General features: G+C 49.6%; 15 protein-coding genes. 6 read left to right on the forward strand and 9 right to left on the reverse strand.

Annotated elements, in window-relative coordinates; genetic code table 11:
* Window positions 1–178: 178 nt before the first annotated feature.
* Both F3I20_RS20815 and F3I20_RS20820 read right to left on the reverse strand, forming a co-directional pair.
* Window positions 179–1,150, reverse strand: coding sequence for a ParB family protein (locus tag F3I20_RS20815; RefSeq protein WP_150038594.1), 972 nt, complete (start codon window positions 1,148–1,150; stop codon window positions 179–181).
* Window positions 1,147–2,349 carry an AAA family ATPase gene (locus F3I20_RS20820; protein WP_150015224.1) on the reverse strand — a complete coding sequence of 401 codons (1,203 nt, stop codon included), beginning with the start codon at window positions 2,347–2,349 and terminating at the stop codon, window positions 1,147–1,149. Before F3I20_RS20820 ends, F3I20_RS20815 begins: the two co-directional genes overlap by 4 nt.
* Window positions 2,350–4,619: 2,270 nt before the next feature.
* On the opposite strand from F3I20_RS20820, the gene F3I20_RS20825 reads away from it, so the two are divergent.
* A complete protein-coding gene (locus F3I20_RS20825; RefSeq protein WP_150015230.1) occupies window positions 4,620–5,693 on the forward strand; it encodes a RepB family plasmid replication initiator protein in 1,074 nt (357 codons plus the stop codon).
* 1,482 nt (window positions 5,694–7,175) lie between these two features.
* On the opposite strand, the gene F3I20_RS20830 is transcribed toward F3I20_RS20825, so the two are convergent.
* From F3I20_RS20830 to F3I20_RS20840, 3 genes are all read right to left on the reverse strand, one after another.
* Window positions 7,176–8,363, reverse strand: a complete 1,188-nt coding sequence (locus tag F3I20_RS20830) for a diguanylate phosphodiesterase (RefSeq protein WP_150015223.1) — start codon at window positions 8,361–8,363, stop codon at window positions 7,176–7,178.
* A 309-nt stretch (window positions 8,364–8,672) separates the two neighbouring features.
* On the reverse strand, window positions 8,673–10,457 hold the full coding sequence (locus tag F3I20_RS20835) for an EAL domain-containing protein (RefSeq protein WP_150038592.1): 1,785 nt from the start codon (window positions 10,455–10,457) through the stop codon (window positions 8,673–8,675).
* Window positions 10,458–10,967: 510 nt separating this feature from the next.
* Window positions 10,968–11,192, reverse strand: coding sequence for a DUF3606 domain-containing protein (locus F3I20_RS20840; protein WP_013356498.1), 225 nt, complete (start codon window positions 11,190–11,192; stop codon window positions 10,968–10,970).
* A gap of 370 nt (window positions 11,193–11,562) precedes the next feature.
* Between F3I20_RS20840 and F3I20_RS20845 the strand changes: the two genes are divergently transcribed.
* Both F3I20_RS20845 and F3I20_RS20850 read left to right on the forward strand, forming a co-directional pair.
* The gene (locus tag F3I20_RS20845) at window positions 11,563–11,802 is read left to right on the forward strand and encodes a transcriptional regulator (RefSeq protein WP_150038590.1); all 240 of its coding nucleotides are present in this window, start codon (window positions 11,563–11,565) and stop codon (window positions 11,800–11,802) included.
* Between the two features lie 173 nt (window positions 11,803–11,975).
* Complete coding sequence (locus tag F3I20_RS20850) at window positions 11,976–12,464, forward strand: Hsp20 family protein (protein WP_150015219.1); 489 nt, start codon at window positions 11,976–11,978, stop codon at window positions 12,462–12,464.
* A 72-nt stretch (window positions 12,465–12,536) separates the two neighbouring features.
* On the opposite strand, the gene F3I20_RS20855 is transcribed toward F3I20_RS20850, so the two are convergent.
* The 3 genes from F3I20_RS20855 to F3I20_RS20865 all read right to left on the reverse strand — a co-directional run bounded on the left by F3I20_RS20855 (window position 12,537) and on the right by F3I20_RS20865 (window position 15,099).
* Entirely contained in the window at window positions 12,537–13,301 is a 765-nt protein-coding gene (locus tag F3I20_RS20855; protein ID WP_150038588.1) for a MerR family transcriptional regulator, read from the reverse strand.
* Window positions 13,302–13,501: 200 nt separating this feature from the next.
* Entirely contained in the window at window positions 13,502–13,711 is a 210-nt protein-coding gene (locus tag F3I20_RS20860) for a CsbD family protein (protein ID WP_010256969.1), read from the reverse strand.
* Window positions 13,712–13,884: 173 nt separating this feature from the next.
* Window positions 13,885–15,099, reverse strand: coding sequence for a diguanylate phosphodiesterase (locus F3I20_RS20865; RefSeq protein ID WP_150059930.1), 1,215 nt, complete (start codon window positions 15,097–15,099; stop codon window positions 13,885–13,887).
* A gap of 946 nt (window positions 15,100–16,045) precedes the next feature.
* Here F3I20_RS20865 and F3I20_RS20870 point away from each other — a divergent pair.
* Entirely contained in the window at window positions 16,046–16,279 is a 234-nt protein-coding gene (locus F3I20_RS20870) for a DNA polymerase V subunit (protein ID WP_150015217.1), read from the forward strand.
* Between the two features lie 80 nt (window positions 16,280–16,359).
* On the opposite strand, the gene F3I20_RS20875 is transcribed toward F3I20_RS20870, so the two are convergent.
* Window positions 16,360–16,689, reverse strand: coding sequence for a hypothetical protein (locus F3I20_RS20875; protein ID WP_150038586.1), 330 nt, complete (start codon window positions 16,687–16,689; stop codon window positions 16,360–16,362).
* Between the two features lie 615 nt (window positions 16,690–17,304).
* On the opposite strand from F3I20_RS20875, the gene F3I20_RS20880 reads away from it, so the two are divergent.
* Together F3I20_RS20880 and F3I20_RS20885 are read left to right on the forward strand one after the other, a co-directional pair.
* Complete coding sequence (locus F3I20_RS20880; RefSeq protein ID WP_150015215.1) at window positions 17,305–18,969, forward strand: methyl-accepting chemotaxis protein; 1,665 nt, start codon at window positions 17,305–17,307, stop codon at window positions 18,967–18,969.
* 614 nt (window positions 18,970–19,583) lie between these two features.
* Window positions 19,584–21,509: a methyl-accepting chemotaxis protein gene (locus tag F3I20_RS20885; protein WP_150015214.1), complete on the forward strand. Its 1,926-nt coding sequence runs from the start codon at window positions 19,584–19,586 to the stop codon at window positions 21,507–21,509.
* Window positions 21,510–21,534: the final 25 nt, after the last annotated feature.

Consider the following 21,534-nt stretch of genomic DNA (forward strand, 5'->3'; position numbering starts at 1 on the left):
TCATGTTGAATTTCCTTATCAGTTGTGGGGACAACAGATGAGGAGTTTGACATGGGCAGGTCTTTACAGGCAGAGCCAGAACCGAGGCGATAACCACGTCCATAGGACGTGGTTTTAAGTTGGCAATAAAAAAACCGGCGCAGCGGCCGGTTTCATTGTCAGTAATGTGTGAGCAGGATTATTTAAGCGTAGAGAGTATTTGTCTGATCGACGCGTCAATCTGTTCAGCAATCTCTTTTGGCAGACGACTGAATTCATACTGCACGGTGCGCTTCTCGTCATTGGTTTTACGACGCGCATAGGTATTGGCCGTCGTAAACGTTGCCAGCTTTTCCGTCACCGTTTTACTGACGGGTACAGGTTTTTTTAACTGACGACGGGCACTTTTAAAGCCATTCAGGATAGCGCTCTTCTTCTCATCTGCGTTTGCGTTTGGCAGTGAATGATCTGCCTCCAGCTTTTGCTGGATTTCGCTGACCAGTCCGGCGACATCAATCGCTTCCGCTTTCGCCTCCTCCCAGACATCAAGCAGCAGCTGATAATCCTGAAGGGTCAGTTCAGAAACGACCGGGAAGAGTTCAATAAACTCAGCGGGCACGGATGCGGCCTGAAATGCACGGGAGACCTTAGCGTTTGAGATACCTTCCGCTTTAGCAATGTCTGATTTGCTCATGCCACTTTCGTTCATCAGCATAAAGCGCAGACCCAATTCACGCAGGTTATGCTCTTTAGCCGTCTGGATATCAGCAGCCAGCTGACGCGCATCGCTCAGGCTTAGTTCATCCGCGGTGACCAGCACTTCCAGACTGGCCCCGGAAAGAATGCAGGCAGCACGACGGCGCGAGCCATCCATAATCTCAATCCGGTCACCGTTAACGCGACCTATGGCCGGGAAAAACTGCTGCAGTGTAATCGTACGGGTGATTTCCTGCAGCGATTCCGGCGTCAGCGTGCTCTGGTCACGTCCGTTGATTTTCGGGTCAACGCTGGTTCGGGTTTCAATATCGTCATGCAGGATCAGCTGGCGTACAAAGGTCGCCTTTGCACCTGACTTCAGCGTAAAGGTGCGCGACTGGCTGCTGCTGTCGATCATGTTCGCAATAGCAGAATCGCCGAACTTGCGGCCAATGCGCTGTATAGGTTTGCTCACAGGGTACTCCTGATATATTCGATGCGATCAAACACGGCCCTTGAGAACTGCTCGGCTTCATATTTGGCTTTTCGCAGCGCATCTGCACTGCCAGGGTAGGAAGCGGGATTAGCACTGATTACTGTGTCAAAGGATTCGCCACAACGCTCAAATCCATCAAGACGAGGTAAGCCACAGTCCAGCATCGACTTAGTAAACACCTCACGGGCGTAACTTTGCGACGTCAGGTGATCATGCTTCGAGGTCATTTTAGACATAAAGCCAATATTAGCTTTGAGTCGAGGTTCGATACCTTCGGACTCGATACGCTCCAGCATTTCTGGCAGACGCGTCAGATACTTCATGGTGGAGTGGAAATCCACCTGTGCCGGTGGCGTCGGTGTCAGTAGCACATCGCTGGCCGCGATCGCATTCAGCATAAAGGAATCCAGATGAGGGCCGGTATCAAGGAAGATAAAATCGTAGTCACCTGCCAGACGATCGATCACATTACGCCGAAGGACTTCTGAGGGAGCAACGCCGGGCAGATGTTCAGCAACCAGCTCTTCCCAGTCGCTGGCAACGAAGCCATCATCGATTGAGGCCGGGATAACGTCAACGCCGGGCATGACGGTAGGCTTAATAAACTGCTCACGAAGCTGGTCTGCATCCAGATCGTTGAGCATAGCCTGCGCTGCTGTTTCCAGTACTGAGCCGACACTGTTGGTGTGGCTCAGGAACATTGTGCTTGACGCCTGTGGATCCAGGTCGATAACCAGTATACGCAGGTCATTGTGCAGCATAGATGGATGGGCGCGCATACCGTGAGCCAGCGTCACGGTACTGACGGTTTTAGAGACGCCGCCTTTGAGGCTGACAACAAATACGACAAAGGGGCCATCATGCCGATCGCGATATTTTGGTACTTTACGATGCTGATAAATATCGACGACGTTCTGAATGGTCAGGGCATATTGCGATGTACTGCCGGTTTGCTTTTTACCAAACTGATATCCTGCTGCTTCCATATCACTAATCGCAGCGACGACAGCGTGCTTACTCAGCAGGGGCATATTAGCAACAGCATTGCGGGAGAAAGTCTGGTAAAACCCTGTCTGGTTAAATTCCTGACGCTGTTGCTCAATGTGATCACTGAGTCCATGTAACATGGAGTTGGCACGCGTTGCCATCTCCAGCACTCCACCATAATCGCGCTTCATAAGCCCCTCTGCGTTAATGTTTTCTGCATACTACACAAAAAGCGCAAACCTGCCAATTTTTTAGGAAAATGCCAAAAACCTGGATTTTTTGTCTCAGGTGGTGGAATGGTTTTCGGAAATTTATTGTCAGCTGTAAAAGAGGATCTCTTGAGCTCTGTGGCCGTAGTCCATTCAGTTTGAGTATGTTGAACAGGCATCAGAGATGAGTGTGATAATGGATGGCGGATGTTAGTGCCCGATATTCGTTTTAATTCTGTAATGGCAGAAATGCCCAGTCGGCAATCGTGGCCCTTATTTCAGTTGCTGATCATGGTATTTTCATCATGAAAATTCTATATATATCCATTTATATCAGTATCTTACGAGAATATTTGCCTGGTGAAAATCTGCAGAGAAAATGGGTTTTCATCAAGTATTCTTTTAACTATAAATCGTGGGTTAAACGTTGATGAGATGCATAAGCGGTCACTCAGACAATACTCCCTTTTTAGTTATTGACACTCTTATTGATAATCAAACTTTGCTTCCTCAGAAGAACAGATATCAGCCTTTATACATTACCAAACTAACCTATTCTGACTTTTAAGATCATAACAATCAAAATCGAAGAATTTCTTTTATGGCACTAAGCATCATCTGTCAGCATTGTAAGCATAGCTATGAGCCATGCTGTAAACCTGACACATCAACTATCGGGCTGTGAGCTTCTACATGAAAAATAGCCATATGCGTATCGGAATTACAGCTTCTGTAAAGGCAGGGCAGAATCTGTTTGTTCCTCTAAGAAATGGTACTCATCGTAAGCTTGCCAGAAATTCATACCCTCTTATAACTTTCGATAACGATTTGTATAGAGTTTGTGTGATGCTTTCTCACAGAGTCCTGCAGCATTTGTCATTACATCTGATAGTGATTCTATTCATATCTCTGACTAACTTTGAGCCCCATGAAGATGTTGTATTTCGACTGTTCGTTTTAGCGGTTTTATGAGTACTACGATGAAACATTGAGATCTATGAATGGGGCAGGGGATTGAGAGTAACAGGCCAGATAGCATTAACTAATAAGACACCGCTTAAGCAGGAAAAGGAAATCCGCATAATTTAAACATTGTCTGTTCGGTTAGTGTACTGGCATGACAACCAACTTTCTTTTTGCCCTCGTTATAAACGATTGCCTGCAGTTACCTGATGATGTGACTATGCATAACAGATTTCTTTATGAACTGGGTTCGTCAGGTTGGGGAAAAGTATCAATCGCTACGCTAACTTATCGCTGTCTGAATTCATTCATGAGCCAGTCGGACTTAATGAGTCGATCTTCAGCCATAAGAAACGTTATTTCCGGGATCATAAGCAGGGTGTTTTCACTATGAAAATATGTAAAAATAACTTATTTATCAAAAATATACATCATTAATTTCATGGTGAAAACCTGTTCTTCACTCCTGAAAGTTTACCTAAAGAGCTGGGAGATCTTCGCTCAGAGCTTAAAACCTTTATATCTTTATGGTTTTTGGCCACACCCGATTAAATGCTTTGCCTTGTCAGCAACAGATTGCTCCCACACCTAATAACTCGCTCAGAACCTGCTTATAGCATTCTTCATCTCGTATCTGCAGTTGAAAACCCGTTTGACCTCAGCTTTGGTTATTGCTGAATCATGTCTGTTTTATCCCCGTTATTCACAGGCGAGATCCAATTGGTCGATCCTCAATAGATCAAATTGAGATCCTTAACAGATCCCAACAGGCTCTGAAGCCACGCAGCACAAGGTCTGAAAGGGTGTTGGTAACCACTGTAGCGAGAAGAATAACCACTGAAGAGAGCACAACAACCACTATAGCGAGTAAAGCAACCGCGCTGGCGAGTACTTAACAACCACTGTAGCGAGTAGATAACACTTTTTCATGTGCATAACCCCCGATTGAGCACATCCGCTGTAGTTTTAGAGTCTTTGGCAAGGAAACAGGGTAAAAACGGAGATTCTGATTAACCGCGGACAGGCTTTTTTAACGGGTTATCCACCGAGCAGATCCAATAACAGATCCACATAAGATCCTTTTTAAGTTCCTTAAAGATCCCTGTGCCGCCTCAGCCCGTGGTATCACTGCGATAAAGAAGGTTAGCTAACCACTATAGCGAGTAAAACAACCACTATATCGAGATAAATAACCACTATGGCAAGTAGATTAACCGCTATAGTGAGTGCTAGTATCCACTGTATTGAGTAACAGCGGCTCTCGCCTGTTCACATCACGGATCTTCCTAATGCCAAGAAAAGAACCAGATATCCTGAACATAGCTGATGCGTTTAGCGAAACAGACAAGCGTACAGGCGAAGTTGTTACTCTGACGCCCAACAGTAACAACACCGTGCAGCCGGTCGCGTTAATGCGACTCGGCTTGTTTGTTCCAACGCTGAAATCCACCGCGCGCAGTCAGAAAAACCAGATGAATGCGATGGATGTGACTCAGGATCTGAAACAGTTATCCCTGGTCAGATCGGAAGGGTATGACAATATCAAGATCCTGGGTGCCCGACTGGATATGGATAATGATTTTAAGACCTGGGTCGGGATCATTCGCGCATTCGCTACACATGAGTGTCTGGGAGACACGGTAACGCTCTCATTCGTAGAATTTGCAAAACTCTGTGGCATTCCTTCTGCGCGCCTCTCATCGAAGCTCAGGAGCCGTCTGGACGCTTCGCTGACGCGAATTGCATCTAATACCCTGACTTTTACCAGCAAGGGCGGAGAGAACTACACAACGCATCTGGTGCAGTCCGCCAAATACAGCGTCAAGAAGGACACAGTAACCTTACAGGCTGATCCTAAAATCTTTGAGCTGTATCAGTTCGACAGAAAGGTGCTGCTGCAGCTTAAGGCTATTAATGAGCTGGCACGCAAAGAGTCCGCTCAGGCGCTTTATACCTTCATTGAAAGCCTTCCGCCTAAACCTGCGCCAATATCTATGGCGCGTCTGCGTGCACGGCTTAACCTTACGTCGCGCGTGATCACCCAGAATGCGACGGTCAGAAAGGCGATGGAGCAGCTAAAAGAGATTGGTTATCTTGACTATACCGAGACCCGACGCGGCTCTTCCGTTTACTTCTGGGTTCATTATCGTCACCCCAAACTGCGCCCGGCCGAACTGCCGCTCAGCAAGGCAGGCTTGATCGATGATGAAATGGACGAGTTTGACGATCTGGACAGTGATCCCACTGGTATTGATGTCAATCTGCCCGAACCGGTGAGTGCGGATGAAAGCAGTGAGCTTGTCATGGTGTCGCGTGAGGAAAAAGAGTTACTTAACAAAATCAGGGAACAGAAAAAGCGTTAGATACCTGTTCATCTCACCGTTCACCAATGAGCAATCCTGCTGCCTGCTAACCACTATAGCGAGAAAAAGGGCTGTTTGATGGCATCTGACAGCCCTGACCACTATAGCGAGTAAAGCTGCTCGCTATAGTGGATAGTCTTTTCCCGACAGAGCATCAAGAGCCTGAATCGCCTGCCTGAAAAGCATCCTGCAATTAGCTCTGGTCTTCCATTCCGCCTCTACGGCCAGCAGGGTGCATTGAGCTTCACAAAAAATCTACTTCCTGCAATGGTTAACCAGTACGTACCGCGGCATCTCTGCAAACGCTGCAATCAGGCATTACGGTGTTTATCACTCGCTATAGTGGTTAGTCTGGTCTGGTTAACAGCATGCGGATTCTCCTCCTGACGCCATGTGTGGGATGCCGCAGGCGAAATTCAGCTCTATGGTCTTACTCGCTACAGTGGTTATCGCCATTCTAAAATGGCCATCTCATCTTTGTTTGCCTCATTCTGCCTACAGAATTTACTCGCTATAGTGGTTTTCTGGTGATTTATTGACTCATGTGTTCAGATAATGATCAGGTGACAGACCTGGCTGTTACAACATTCTCGCTACAGTGGTTATTTTTATTGGATTGAAGGGAGGGCGTCACTCGCTATAGTGGTTAGCAGTATCGCTTTACTCTGCCTGTTAATCTTACTCAGCCAATAAAGTGAATGCTTACTATCAATATGTACCTCACACAGTATTATGAGCATAAAAAATCAGCAGGCCAGCTAAGGTCAGACAGGCACTCGCTACAGTGGTTGCGTTACAGGATGAGCAGAATGGTTTCGCTAACAGAACAAAGTTATTATTACTGAATAACAGCTTAGAGCAGGGCAGGGCTATCATTCCGTTCGTGCTACATACACATTTTCACACGACCTTTTTACTCGCTACAGTGGTTACCCCACATGGGAATCATGAGTGGTGCCCTTTTGAGCACAGATGATCTCAGGCTCCTCTTTCTGGATTGCTTACCCGATAGAGTGGTTATCATCAGAGGAAAGACTGAGCAGGTACTCACTACAGTGGTTATCTGAGCGCTTATTGTCTGCCTGAGTGATTTATCGTAATGATCCGGATGATTATTGCGCAACATACTGGCTACAGTGGTTGACAGAAACGCTTCTGGTGCACCTTTACTCGCTATAGTGGATATCTGTCACATTCCACAGGGCTGAGAGTGCAGTTCAGTCTCCGATTTACTTCCTATAGTGGTTAACCTGTCAAAGTTACTCGCTATAGTGGTTATCAGGAAATGTATGCCGTATACGCGTCAGAAACTCAATTAAAAGTGCAGTATCACGTTCAGGATGTTTGTGAAAGAAGCGTGGAATGCGCGGATAAATAAGAGGATACCTGTCAATGACACCTGTTCCTGAGAGCTGACAGGGCCATAGATTAAGAAAGCGGCCGCTCGCTGGCGCACCGCTTTGGACGATTGGACTGTGTGCGTTACATCGCCTCGCGATATTCCGGCCAGGCGACCGATTGGGCCTCATAGCGGCCCGCGGCGGCGAACAGCGTACCTTGGAAATTGATTACACCTGCTGCTTCCAGCCACATCCACTCTTCCGCCTGTACGATCCCTGCCGCGATGACGGTGATCTCCAGCGCTGAGCAGCACTTGATGATCGCCTGCACCACCGCCTGCTTTGGCCCACTGCGATGAACGTCGCGGGTAATACTGGCATCAATACGGATACGATCGGGCTGGATATGAGTCAGCAATGCTAATCCTGCGGAGCCGTCTCCAAAATTGTCGATAGACAGACTGATACCGAATGCTTTCAGCGCGCGTACGGCTTCAGAGAATGCGTCCAGTTGTGAAATCACGCCGGTTTCACTCACACCAATCACGACCTGCTCCGGCACCAGACCTGCCTGCTGAATAGCTGCCACAATATGCTCGACGGCGTCGGGTAAGACAACCAGCGTCATTGGCAGCAGACTCACGTAGAGCGTCATACCATCGGGACAAACCAGACCAGCCTGGGAAAAGGTTTTTTTCACGGTTTCCAGATCGTCAACATAAAGCCTGTCGCCGGAAATTTCACCGTCAGTCATCGGACGAAGGGTAACAGCTTCAATGGCGGTCACCTGACGCGCCAGCGGATCAACCACCGGACGGAAGCTTACGCCTTCTGTCTCCGGGCGGGAGTCCGGCACATGAGTGTGCTCTGAAATAAACTCCCAGTAACCTGGCGGAAGAACCTCGTAGTAGTTTTCTTTCTCACGTGACTCTACAAAAGTACGCAGGAATTGCAGTGCCCGATCATCATAGGTCAGGCGATATTTAGACGTACCTTTGTCCAGCACCGCCTGTAGCAGTGATGAGCGATCGTGTTCGCGCAGGTCAAACAGCGACATACCCGCATTACCAAAACGTCGGGAAGGCGCATAGTCACGCATCAGCTCCACCACATTATGATGACGGCGATCGGCACAGATTCGCTGATAAACTTCCTGAATGCCCACTTCCGGGCCTTCGAGTAACTGGAAGAAATGGGTGCCGTTAAATAACAGGATACCGGTTACATCGTGGGTGCTATTGATTTTACTGGCGTTATCGACCATTTCCGGAAGGGTTCTGACCGGAAAATCATCTGAAATATGGCTGCGATAGATTATGGTAGTTAGCATGTGCAGCTCCGTTTTATGTGATTGTTGCGGACACGCTAACACTGTTCAAAAAATGTTTCATCTTTACTTGGTGACTGTCGCACAGACTGCACCAGAGCAGGTGGCACTAAGCGAAGCGGCAAGTCGGCAGACCTGAAGCAGGTTACCGTAACGATCTTAACGCTGCTGGATATCCGCAGATAAACTCATGTCAGTACATCACAAATAAGACCGCCATCATGGCGGCCTTGTGGCTTTAGCGGAAGCGTAATCAGCAGGGCAAAAACGCAAAGTTCAACGCGTGCACCAGTGATTTCTTTGCGTGCAGGTTTATTGACACTCACCACGCAGTTTCCAGTAAAGCCAGTGATCCAGCGCTTCTTCCTTTAATGGCCTGGAGTAGAAATAGCCCTGAGCCTGATCGCAGCCATATTCTGTCAGGGATGTCACAGCGTCAGGACACTCAACGCCTTCGGCCACCACCGTATAGTCCAGCTCTTTAAGCATGGCGATGATGCTGCGGGCAATAATGCGTGAAGCCGTATCTGAAGAGAGCTCACTAATCAGAGAACGATCCAGCTTGATAACATCCAGCGGCATACGGCGCAGATAGCTGATATTACTGTAGCCTGCACCAAAATCATCAAGTGAAATCGTGAATCCCCGGTCTCTGAGCATCTCCAGACCGCGTAGGGCGGTGGGGCTTTCAAGAATACGTTCTGTCTCCAGGCATTCGATGCCCAGCAGCGAGGTCGGAAGCTTGGACTTCAGCATTTTGCTTTCCAGAGCGGAAGCAAATCCCTCGCATGCAAAATCGCGTACGCTGACGTTTATGGTTAACGGCAACTGAATACAGTTATTACGCAGTCGTCTGAGACGTTCAACTGCCTGATCGATAATCCAGGCGGTCAGCACCGAGAGCAGATCGGTCTGCTCGGCCAGCGGAATGAAGGCAGCAGGTGAAAGTTCGCCTCTGCTGGGATGTCGCCAGCGGATGAGTGCTTCCAGGCCCACCGGTTTGCCACTCTGCAGGCAAATCTTGGGCTGATAGACCATATAGAGTCCGATGTTATCGCGCAGAGCTGTTTTCAGATCGGTCATCAGCAGGAAATCTTCTGAGCGCTGTGTTTCCGCCTCAATATCATAACGCTGAGAGGGCAGCCCGCGTCCGACCGCTTCATTCAGCGCGCTGACCGCGCGGCGCAACACTTCCGACGCTGGCATACTGCCAGCAACAAAGCCTGCCTCACCGGTATGAGGCGTCAGTGCAACTGACAGCCCCTCATCCATGTCTGCACTGATACCCTCCAGGCGACCGGCGACCCAGGCTGCGCTCAGCCGGCTATCAGCACGGGTCAGAATGGCAAACCGGCCTGTGGCCACAGTGTAGATCATCTCACCCACCGCCGGACGCAGCCGCAGCGGCAGCAGGGTAGCCATATCCTTCAGCAGGCTTTCAACCGGATTCATTCCCATAGTGCGGGCCAGTTCATAAGCTCGTGACATGTCGATGCAATCAATCAGCACCAGACGGCGTGGCGTGGTATCGCCGGCTACGGCCAGATATTGCAAATCACGTATCAGGCGCTGGCGGTTAGGCAATCCGGTCACCGGATCGCAAAAACCCGCGGAGTGCCAGGCTTCAAGAAAAGACATGACCAGCGTGGAAAGCAGCGTTAATGTCGTCACCTGCTCAACGGTAAACGCATGCGGCTCGGTGTCAGTAACACAGAGCGTGCCCAGAATAATGCCGTCGCGGGTTTTCAGAGGCACACCGGCATAAAAGCGAATAAAAGGTGAGCCAGTGATCAGCGGATGCGTGACAAAGCGCGCATCGTGATAGGTATCCGGCACGATCACTGCGCTGTCGCTGTCTACCACATGACGGCAGAGTGAATCCCCACGCGTTGAGCGTTGCAGATCAAAGTTATGTGATGCCCGCACGGTCTGGAATTCGTCATCCAGCACCGAGATAAAGCTTCCCGGGATACCCAGGGCCTGACTGGCTAACCGGACAAATTTTCGCAGAACGTCATCGCGACTTTCGTCAGGGTTGCGCAGTGCCTGCAAAGCACGACTTCGGCGTTCATTGTCGCCGTCTAAATTCTTGAGCATATGTGTAACCTCCGCACCGGTTGATTACGGAGCGAAAAAAGAAAACTGTCCGGAGCGAAATCTGATTCGGGCGGCAGGAAATATAGCGTATTTTTTATTTTCAGCCTGATGATAAGGCAGTATGCGGCGAGTGTCTCTTAATATTTTCTTTAACGCATAAAGGCAATATTTACGATTCGAAAATTTAATCGAAGCGGTGCCTGATTATTTAGTTTTTATATTTCTAGCCCGACGCTTCAGCGCTGTTGAGGTTTATTTCCGGGCAGAAAATCAATAAGCATTCAGGATGGTTACTATTATTTCTAAGTCGGTTTTCAGAGGAAACCGCCCCGATGCCGGAGGCAGGATCGTTATGCGCAGGCTGCTCTGCGGAATAACCTCTTAAAACACAAAGTAAAAGCCGGGAAGGAACCCGCACCGGCAGAGATGACCTGTCAGCGTGCGCCCGGCTGATGCAGGCCAGTCCACCACAATGCCGACGTTGACACAGCATTTCTGTCAGCAATCAGCTTAACGTTTGATGCCATTCAGAGATTGAGCCGGGCGACGTGGGGGCGGGTTCTGTTCCAGCCAGTCACGCACCTGTTCGGTTCGTGCGCCGCTTTCACGGATCGCGCGTGTCAGTCTTTCCTGGGTTGTCCTCAGCTCCTGAGTCCAGTAGGTGATTTGCCACTGTTCACGAATTTCCACATGCGACAGATCGTCGGGTGAGCGACGCTGGATGGGATTTTTCATTTATTATCCTCCGCTGGTTTCAATGATGCAGCCTGAACAGGAACCTCAGGCTAAACATCTATCCTGATGAAGAAAGGGGCATTGAGGTAGCGGATTAATCCCTGAATGCTCCTTAAGTCAAATAACAGGATAATTCCTGGCGGAAGAAATAAAGTATTCTAAGGAAATAGGAAAAGCGCTGTCAGGACGAAATATGCCGCTTCGCTTACAGGAAAATTTCGCTTAATTGTTAAGTCTGAAATTTGACATTTAAGCAAAATAGTCAATTATTCTCTGGTCTTTCGCACTGAGCGCTTTCGGGTCGCTTCGCTTTAATTGCTGGCGAATCGCTGTGCTTTTGCGTTTTTAATCATGTTGAAGGAGTCTTTGTTTGGTTAATCGTCCCCCCAAGCCGCCTGTGATTGTCCAGAGTAATGTGCGTGAACTTCGACTTGCCGCTGGTCTCTCACAGCAGAGCGCCGCTGAGCGTTTTGACCTTAGCCTGAGAGTCTGGCAAACCAAAGAAGCAGCAGGTAATCCGACGCTACTCAGCCAGGGTGAATATGAACTGCTGTTATTACTGGCTGGTTGTCATCCCCATTTCGTTCTTGCGCCTCAGAACAAAAAGTAACGGCGCTGTTAATATCCTGAAATCTATTCCTGTGATAACAGACCGGACAGTCACGTTAAAAAAATCTATTCAGCCACTTGAAAGCTGATAACCAATCCCTATTTTAACGGTGATCGGGAATATGATACCGGTCAGATGAACTTTTGGATGAACCTGTTCAGGAGATTATCACCATGTCAGTACAACAGTTTTCTGTTTTCCCTTCGCTGGCGGATTCTGTCTTTTCAGACCGTTTTAGCCGTATCGATAAATTGTTCAGCCAGCTGACTGGCGACAATCCGGTGACGTCAGTTCCCGCTTACGATTTGCAGCGGGTTGAGGATAACCGCTATGCGCTGACCGTCAGCGTACCCGGCTGGAAAGAGCATGAGCTGGAAATAGAACTACGTGGCGGACGACTTTCCGTAGCAGGTCACCGGGATGATGCATCAGAGGAATCGTCTGGCGAGATCCGGCAGGAGAACAGCAGCTGGATCCATCGCGGCATTTCCCGGCATGATTTTCAGATGAGCTTCTCTATTCCGGAGCACATGAAGGTGACCGGTGCCAGTCTGGCGGACGGTTTACTTAGCATTGATTTGATCCAGGAAATACCTGAGAGCGAGAAACCGCGCCGTATCCCGATTGCAATCGGCGGACCACGAACGCTGGAACATCAGTAATGTGAACAGGGCGGAAGCGGCTCAGGCTGTTTCCGCCTTTTTTAATCGCTGGCAGGAAAAAAACCAACAGCATCAGGCGCTGGCAGACATAGCGCAGACGGGCGTTTGCAAGCCGGTATTTGTTCCGGTCAGCATAACGGGGTTACCCGCCTCAAGGCTGGAGAGAAATGCCGCCTTCATCGCAGCACTGATGCCATCGCCACACCACATCAGATGATGCTCAAAGTGGCGATGCGCCACGGCAGGGACACCGCATGTGGTCGCGGCGACTTCAACCCGAAAGCCCTGTCCGTTGAGCCGTATCGCTTCCATCCAGATCTCGGTTTCATCCGTCACGCTGACCGCTTCAAGAAATAGCGGTACGGTGCTGCGTCGCTGTGCGGCCAGCGACAGGCGATCCCACTGGTCGAGCACGGCATTATGAAAACGCTGCTGACGCTCTGCTGCTCCTTCACTGCGGTCAGAACGCAGCCAGAGGTTGAGCGGCCGCAGATAGCGATTAACATAATCATCGCCACAGTAGTCGGTATTCATCATCTGCAGTTCACGTTCAATATCTGCGTCCGGATTATTCGCCAGCAGTTGCAACATATCCTCTTCCCGGCAGGCCCAGCCGCCGGGCAGCGTGATGTTGGGCCAGTTAAGGGCAGCATGGATATCAAACAGCGTATGGCCTCCCGATGTCATTTCACGAACGCAGAGCGCGCGCGTGAGCTGCTGATCTGAGTAGCCAGCAGGGCCAGGCGGTGTGATCAGCCCGGCACGACGCCAGCGACGCAGGGTTTCAGGAAGAACACCGACGAGAGCACATACGGTATCGGTAGAGTGCTGAGGCATAGTTGATATCCGGAAAGATTAGCAATTTCATGATGGCGAAGATGGTGGCAGTATGCGCGCCAGGAATAAATAAAGAAACAATCATTTCCATAATCTCTCCCTGTGACAGGTGCAGAGATGTCAGAGAGTAAATGAACAGACGGAGATGAGAGCCGACAGGCCGGTGCCGGGCGCAGAGACGCCCGGCGATTATGAACGCTTTACCAGTGGTACTTGTTAGAATCTTCCCACTCTTTCACTTCTTTTTCAGCACGGTCTTTCTCGTAGCCGTAGCGTTCCTGAATTTTTCCGACCAGCTGATCGCGCTTCCCTTCTACAACGGTCATATCATCATCCGTAAGATCACCCCATTTTTCCTTGACCTTACCTTTGAACTGCTTCCAGTTGCCGCCAATGCGATCTTCGTTCATGGTGATTCTCCCAATTCCGGTTGTTATCCAGGGACCTGATGTATATCTGTCTTGCCAGAAGGCTGTCAGATGGATCAAGCATGGCACAGCTTTTGCCTTTTGCAGCGAAGCGGTGTGAGCCGCTTCAAACTATGAGCAAAAGCGCAGGCAGGGGGAGTATATTGTCGGGAGAATCATGGGCGACGTGCAGGCCAGCTCACGGCAGGCAGGGCATTAAGGGCAGGGCGGGCAAACAGAAAGCCCTGGTAATAGCGGACCCCGGCCCCTTCCAGCCAGAGCCACTCTTCAATTTTCTCGACGCCTTCCGCAATGACCGTGATTTCCAGCACCTGGCAGCACTTAAGGATGGCCAGCACAATCGCCTGACGTGGGCCACTGCGGTGAATATCGATGATCAGCTTGCGATCGATCTTAACTTTGTCGGGCTGGAAATCGGCCAGCAGCGACAGGCCTGCGAAACCGGCACCGAAATCATCAAGGGCCAGGCTGATTCCGGCTGCTTTCAGCTGCCGCACAGCAAACTGAAAGGCATCGAAGCGGGAGATGACCTCATCTTCAGTCACCTCAACTACCACCTGCTCAGGGCGCAATCCCTGTTGCCTGATTTGCTGAATGAGATGTTCAACCGCATCGTCGATCATTACCAGTGACATGGGCAGCAGGTTGACGGAAAGGGTCTGCTCCCGCAGGCCGAGATGTCTGGCCAGCTGAAACGCATAGATTTTGGAATGGAGATCCGCCTGATAACGCTCGCCTTCCGGCAGCTGTGAAAAGTAGTCGGCGGGTGGTGCGCCCTGAAGACCGCGTATCAGGGCTTCGCAGGAGACAATCCGGCGATTCGCTGCGTCTACGATAGGCTGAAGCGCAAATTCACAGCGCTGATCCGCTGCAGGCTGCAGGGGTGGCACGGCACTGACGGTAAGGGGCGTAGTCAGTGTCCACTCGCTGGCAGGGGCAATTCCGATAAACGTCTCTTTGTCCCTGCCTTCGACAAAAGAACGCAGGAACTTCACTACCCGGTCATGTCTGATTCGTTCATCAGTCAGGGTGACCCGTTTAAGCAGGGCTTCCACGACGGTATGTTTCTGATAGTCACGTAAATCAAATAAGGCCATACCGGCCTGACCAAAGCGACGTGCAGGGGCGTAATCTCGCATCAGTTCAATCAGATTAAAATGCCGATCATCCTGACTGATACGCTGGAAAACCGTGTGAACGTTCTCGACGCTCCCTTCAAGCACCTGAAAAAAGTGCTGCCCGTCATAGAGCAGTATCCCGGTGACTTCAGCTTTAGCGTTTTTGATACTGGCGCGCTCCACCAGCGCTTTGAGCTTCTCTGGCGAGACCGAACCCGCAAGCTGGCTACGGTAAATCAGGGTAGAGAGCATAAGCAGACTCACATGGCAGGAAGTTACTGATTAACCATACCACAGAAATATTGATGGTTAAGGGCATAACTGCGGCCAATATAACGTTCTGCTTGCGGCATCAAACCGGACATAGGGCAGGGCAACACATCAGGAATTAAGCGCACGCATGTCCAATGGCATTTCAATAATAAACCGGCGAATAAACAGAGATAAAAGAAAAGCCCCCGCAAAAGCGGGGGCGAAGAGAGGATATAGCCTATTATTATAACGTAACGACATCCCTGGTGAGGCGTCGATCATTCGGTTTGTGCCTGATTATTGCGCGCTTTTTGTTCTCCTTACCATGTTGAACTGGCGGAATTATTAAGCGGATAAAATCAGTTTCTCTGCTATTTCAGAAAATTGTCCTGATATTCAATCAACTGGTTTAGTCTTTTGATAACATCAGCGCAATCATTGAATTATCAGGTTACAAATTCCCCTTTTTCCAGTCACATTCTTAACGTCTTCAGCAGGTTTAACCGGTACGCGTAGACATTATCGTTCTGCAGAGTTAACTCCGGTCGACATCTGCGATATCTGAAAAAGTGCCCCCTTTTTGTAGGGGGCAAGGGTAGGAGTCAGATCACTCTGAAACAGAAGTGGATTTCGTTGCAGAGCCATTTAAAGATAGGGCAAAACCGCTGTTATTTCCGCTGCGGTTAACTTTTTTTTTAGTTAGATATCAAACAATTAAAATGCCTGCAATATAAAATAATGAGCAGGATCAGTCAGTTAATTGGATATGAAAACGATTACTAAGATTAGGATTAAAGTCCTGATCTGCCTGCGGCTACGGCTATTAATGGCCATAATTCAGGCAGCGTACAGCAGGTGAATGCAGACTTGACCACCTGACAGATTAATTATACTGTTCATGCATACAGCATTATTTTCAAACAAAAGCCGTTGTGGAGTCAATGCGATGTCACAGGATGATGAGATCTGGCATGCGTTCAGAGAGGCGATAAGACAGGATGATACCGGTCAGTTTACTGTCAGTACCCGGGATTTTGTGGCGGAGCTGCAACAGCGCAACGCACCTCATACACTGCGAGCCGCAAATACCTGGATAGAGATGCATATTACGACCTTCAGTGATATCTCAGTTGAGCCTGGAGAGTGTCGCCTGTTTCAGATGCCTGCGGCGCACGATTAATACGCACCGCAGAACCGAAAAAAACACTTCAGTGCAGGCATTTCAGCCACTCTGCTCTGGCAGATGCTGACTGAATGGCTTCAGAGCCTGGACGAATGACGCCCCATATCCGAACGATCGTGATAGTTAGGATTAGCGGGATAGCTCTTCTCGCAGGCCATGCGTGCCAGGTTGAGTGCAACTTTGCGCTTTTTAAGCTTTAACTTTGGCAGCCACTCTTTGAACTGCGCCGTCAGCGACGCTGCCTGCTGTTCGGTTGTGACGCGACAAATGAACAGCTTGCTCTTCGTCTGGCGGCTGACATCAATGGCATAGATCTCAAAGCCAGCACTGCACTCTTCATATTCAACATCCGTAAAATGCATGTGTGGCCAAAGACCGGTTCTGGTTTCAAATGTGGCTAAATCCATGAGAACTACCTTTTTATTGTAAGCGTTATTGCTGCGCGACAGACTTAAGCCTGGTCGGGCCAGTGAGCATAGACCAGAATCAGCATTCCGCCAGTGAATTCCCTGATTTAATCTGGCCCTGACACAAATCGTTAAAATCTCAGAGATGTATCGCCAGTATTCATCCGGCTTCGTTTACACGTATCAGTAAATCTGATGATATGCCCGCATTTCAAATGTTCATTCCCGGTAGCGCCTGCTATTCGCAGCACTGACGTTGCAGGATCTGTTGCCCTCTCTCATGGTGATAACGTGCTTCTTAATAACAATTATCGTCAACAATCCTGTTGAATTAGCAGGCTAATCATCAGATCCATACCAACAGCAGCGGAAGCCCGATCCTGGCCATCGGGTTGTGTAAACATCGTGTAAGCAGGCTGGCAGATTTTTCGTCGGGATGCGTTGTTAAAGGGGATCACTAACTGAGAACATCGTGAGGTAGTTCACTCTGTTACAGACTCAAGGAAAAAAATAAAAATATATCCTCTACGATTGATTAAAGCCCTGCAGATGAAAGCCGATAAAAATAATCCAGTTAAAACCAGGTTCACAATTATTTCTCTCCAGGGGACGTTTATGACTATTACACAGCGTCTGGTATTGATTTTCTCACTGCTGGCAATGTCACTGATTGCGCTGGTGATTATTTCTTTATCAGTGATTTCGGGCTTTCAATCTCGTTTTGAATACGTACAGATGAATGCGATACCCAGCATTCGTGATCTCAACAAATCGATCAGTGTCACCAATCAGTTAGGGATTGCGCTTTATCGCCACCAGAGCACCAGCGATGCGACAAAACTCCCTGCTGCCGAAGAGCGCATTGAAAATCTGCTTCAGCAGGTTAAGTCACTGAATGATTATTATATGGCGAATGACATCTCCAGTGATGAAGACAAAGCGATGACTGAGCAGGCTAATAAAAATCTGGATGCGGTACGCAGCGCATTACCGGAATTTCTTGCCGCGTCACGCGCCCATAATGATGCTGTCACGCTTCCATTACTCCAGAGTGATAATGGTGTGGGTGCTGCTGCCCGTAAAATGGAAGCGGATTATACCCGTCAGATTCAGCTGAATATTGATATTGGCGAACAGCTCAGGGCTGAGAACAAGCGCATTTATTCGCAGACGCTGTGGGCGATGTCTGGTGGCTCGCTGCTGCTTGTTCTGCTGCTGGCAGGTTTCTCCGCTAAGGTTATCCTCGGCATTAAAAGGAGCCTCTCAGGCATCGTCAACACGATGACGCAGGTGAGTCATACGCTTGACCTGACCCATACCGCTGAAGTCAGCAGTAAGGATGAGATTGGCAAAACGGCGATGGCGTTTAACCAGTTGCTGTCACGTGTTTCCGGCACGCTGCTTTCAGTCAGTCACGCCGCGCAATCGGTCAGTGCCGGATCCACGCAGATTGCTGCAGGTAATGAAGATCTTTCCGCGCGTACGGAAGAGCAGGCGGCATCACTGGAGCAGACGTCTGCCAGCATGGCGACGCTGAGCGAAACGGTGCGACAGAACTCAGAAGGCGCGCATCAGGCCAGCAGCCTGGCGAATAACGCCAATCACATGTCCATCCAGAATGGCGCGGCGGTGGAGCAGATGCTGAGTACCATGGATGAGATCCGCAGCAGCTCAGCTAAAATCTCTGAAATCACCGGGCTGATTGAAGGCATCGCCTTCCAGACCAATATTCTGGCACTGAACGCAGCAGTCGAAGCAGCACGAGCCGGTGAACATGGTCGCGGCTTTGCTGTGGTCGCGTCTGAAGTGCGTAATCTGGCGCAACGCTCTTCTTCTGCCGCACGGGAAATCAAAGACCTCATCTCAACGTCGGTTTCACAGGTGGAGCAGGGTTTAGAGCAGGCCAGCGGTGTAGGATCAAACAGTGAAAATGTCCGTCAGGCGATTCAGCAGGTAGCCGATCTGGTCAATGAGATTGCCGCGGCGACGTCTGAGCAGAGCAAGGGCATTGAGCAGGTTCATCAGGCCATCGGCCAGATGGATGAGGTGACGCAACAGAACGCCTCGCTGGTAGAAGAGGCTTCATCCGCCTCTAAATCGCTGCAGGAGCAGGCAGAGACGCTGTCAGGGTTGGTGGCGACCTTTACGCTGGAAGGTAACAGTAACCAGCGTGTCGCGCAGTCGCAACAGCCCGCTGGTGTACGTCGTCCGTTGTTGCAGGCGAAGCAGCCTGAACGCCACACCGTCGACATGACTCAGGCGAACTGGGAAAGTTTCTGATCGCTGAGCAGTAAAGTTCTGGCCTCCACACTGTGGGGGCTTTTTTTATCTTTTATAAGCGAAATAGGAATAATTTTTATTTAAATAAAAGTGAAATGAAATCGATTTCATTATTAACATATGTTGCCGGAATTAACTCTTTAGAGTAAGTTGAGACTGTGTCGATATTTATAAGGAAAGCGTTTTCCAGGGTTAATAGCGGAATGGAAATTGAGTCGATACAGTGCGGATGTCTGTTATCGGCGGCAATGACATTAACTTTAATTTCTTAATTTTCATAACGGCGATGCTGAAGTCAGGCTTACGACTAAAAACGCTTTTGTGTATATTATTGTTTTATCTATATGATATGTATCACTATTTGTAAGTTTGACTTAGGTGAATATTGCAGTAAATATCGTCATTTTATTCACTGTAAAATAACGCAACGCAATCTATACTCCTTTCTGTTGCGATATACATTTCTGAGATTTTATACCCAACCCCTTTCTTCATAGCGTTATTGCGCTGCATAAGGCGCCTCTGGCTATACAAAAGAAAGGGTAAAAATAATATTACACGAGCAATTTTGTGCACTACTCACCTGCACGCCTCATACATCAGAGCGGAAAAGAATGAAAAAAATACTCGACCGGATTAATTTGCCAGCAAAATTCCTGTTACTGGGATCCTTTGCACTGGTGTTGTTTATTTTACCTACCTTTCTGTTTATTCAGACAGGCAACCAGCTTATTGATACTAAAAAAGTCGAACTCACCGGTATTCCGGTTGAGAAAAAAGTCCTGCAGTTACTGAACCTGCTGCAGCGCCATCGGGCGGAAAGCGCTATCGCCATCTCCCTTAACAAGCCTGATAACGCACCACGTCTGGCACTGGTCTCGCAAATCAATACGTTATCCGGAACAATTGCTGACGATCTGCGCAACGATGACGAGCAGGCACAACCGCTGAAATCGCTGCAGCGGGTTAATCAGGAGTGGGGTCAGCTGCAGGATGATATCAACGCAGGCAAACTCACGCTGGCAACCAGCCTGACACGTCATGCCCATCTTATTCAGGCGTTACTGGACACCAATCAGGATGTGCTGGATTTTTATCAACTGTCACTGGATGCGGATTTAAATACCTACCAGCTGATCGTCAGCATCTATAGCCGCCTGCCGCTGCTGACTGAAACGTTGGGTCAGATCCGAGCCAATGGTACGTCGCTGATTGCCAGTGGCAATATTTCTGAGTCCGATCGCAGTCGTCTGGCGTTCCAGATTGATAATGGCAGGACGGCTCTGGCACAGTTCAGCAAAAATCTGGATAAGGCGTTTTTCATTGAGCCGGCTCTGAAAACGACGTTCTCAGGGCTAGCTGAGGATGCGAATCAGCAGGCACAAGGCGCACTGCAACTGGCTGATAGTATATTTGTGAGCGGACACGCCAGCGTGGTACCCGTTGAATATGTACGGGTGTTTACTCAGGCGATCAACCGCTATGCGGAGCTGGGCGATCAAACCAGTTCCCGACTGGAACAGATGATGGATGTGCAGATCGATAAAAAACGTCATGCACAGTATCTGCTGCTGGCAGGTCTGCTGGCCGTCGCTCTGCTGGCCGTTTTGGTGGCGGTGATGATCACCCGCTCTGTGACCCGCCCGGTCAAAGAAGCGGTTGAAGTAGCCAGCCGCGTTGCGGCAGGCGATCTGACAGCACAGCTGACGATTTCAGGCAGTAATGAAATGGCTGAACTGCTGAATGCGCTGATGCGGATGCAGCAGCGTCTTGCCCAGCTGGTTTCGGATATCAAAGGTAACGCCGCCACCATTGCCCACTCTTCGGAAGAGATTGCCCGTGGCAATGGCGACCTTTCGTCACGCACCGAACAGCAGGCGGCTTCACTGGCTGAAACAGCGGCCAGCATGGAACAGCTGGCATCAATTATTCAGCAGAATGCGGATAACACCCGCTTTGCCTCTGATCGCGCAGAATCAGCAACACAGGCGGCACTGTTAAGCGGCGCGGCAATGGATTCTGTGATGCAGACCATGCACAAAATCCGTGGCAGCTCAGGTCAGATTGAAGAGATCACCTCCGTGATCGACAGTATCGCCTTCCAGACCAATATTCTGGCATTGAATGCAGCGGTTGAAGCGGCACGCGCCGGTGAGCAGGGCAAAGGTTTTGCGGTTGTCGCATCCGAAGTGCGTGCGCTGGCACAACGTTCCGCCAGTGCAGCAAAAGAGATTAAGAGCCTGATTGAGCAGTCAGTTGGTCACGCACAGGAAGGGATTGCGATGGCGCAGAACGCGGGCGACAAAGTGAAGCAGAGCGTCAGTGCTATTGAACAGACCTCTCAGCTGATGCGTGATATCTCTTCTTCTTCTGAGGAGCAGAGCAGTGGTATTTCACAGGTCAATATTGCAGTGAACCAGATGGATCAGGTGACGCAGCAGAACGCCGTGCTGGTGGAAGAGTCGGCCTCCTCTGCTGATGAGCTTGCCGCACGCGCAGGGCAGTTGCGTACCATGGTTGCGGTGTTCCAGACGGCGTAATGGTGTTAAAACAGCCGCCACCTGT

The organism is Candidatus Pantoea gossypiicola, from assembly GCF_008632075.1.
Lineage (GTDB): Bacteria > Pseudomonadota > Gammaproteobacteria > Enterobacterales > Enterobacteriaceae > Pantoea > Pantoea gossypiicola.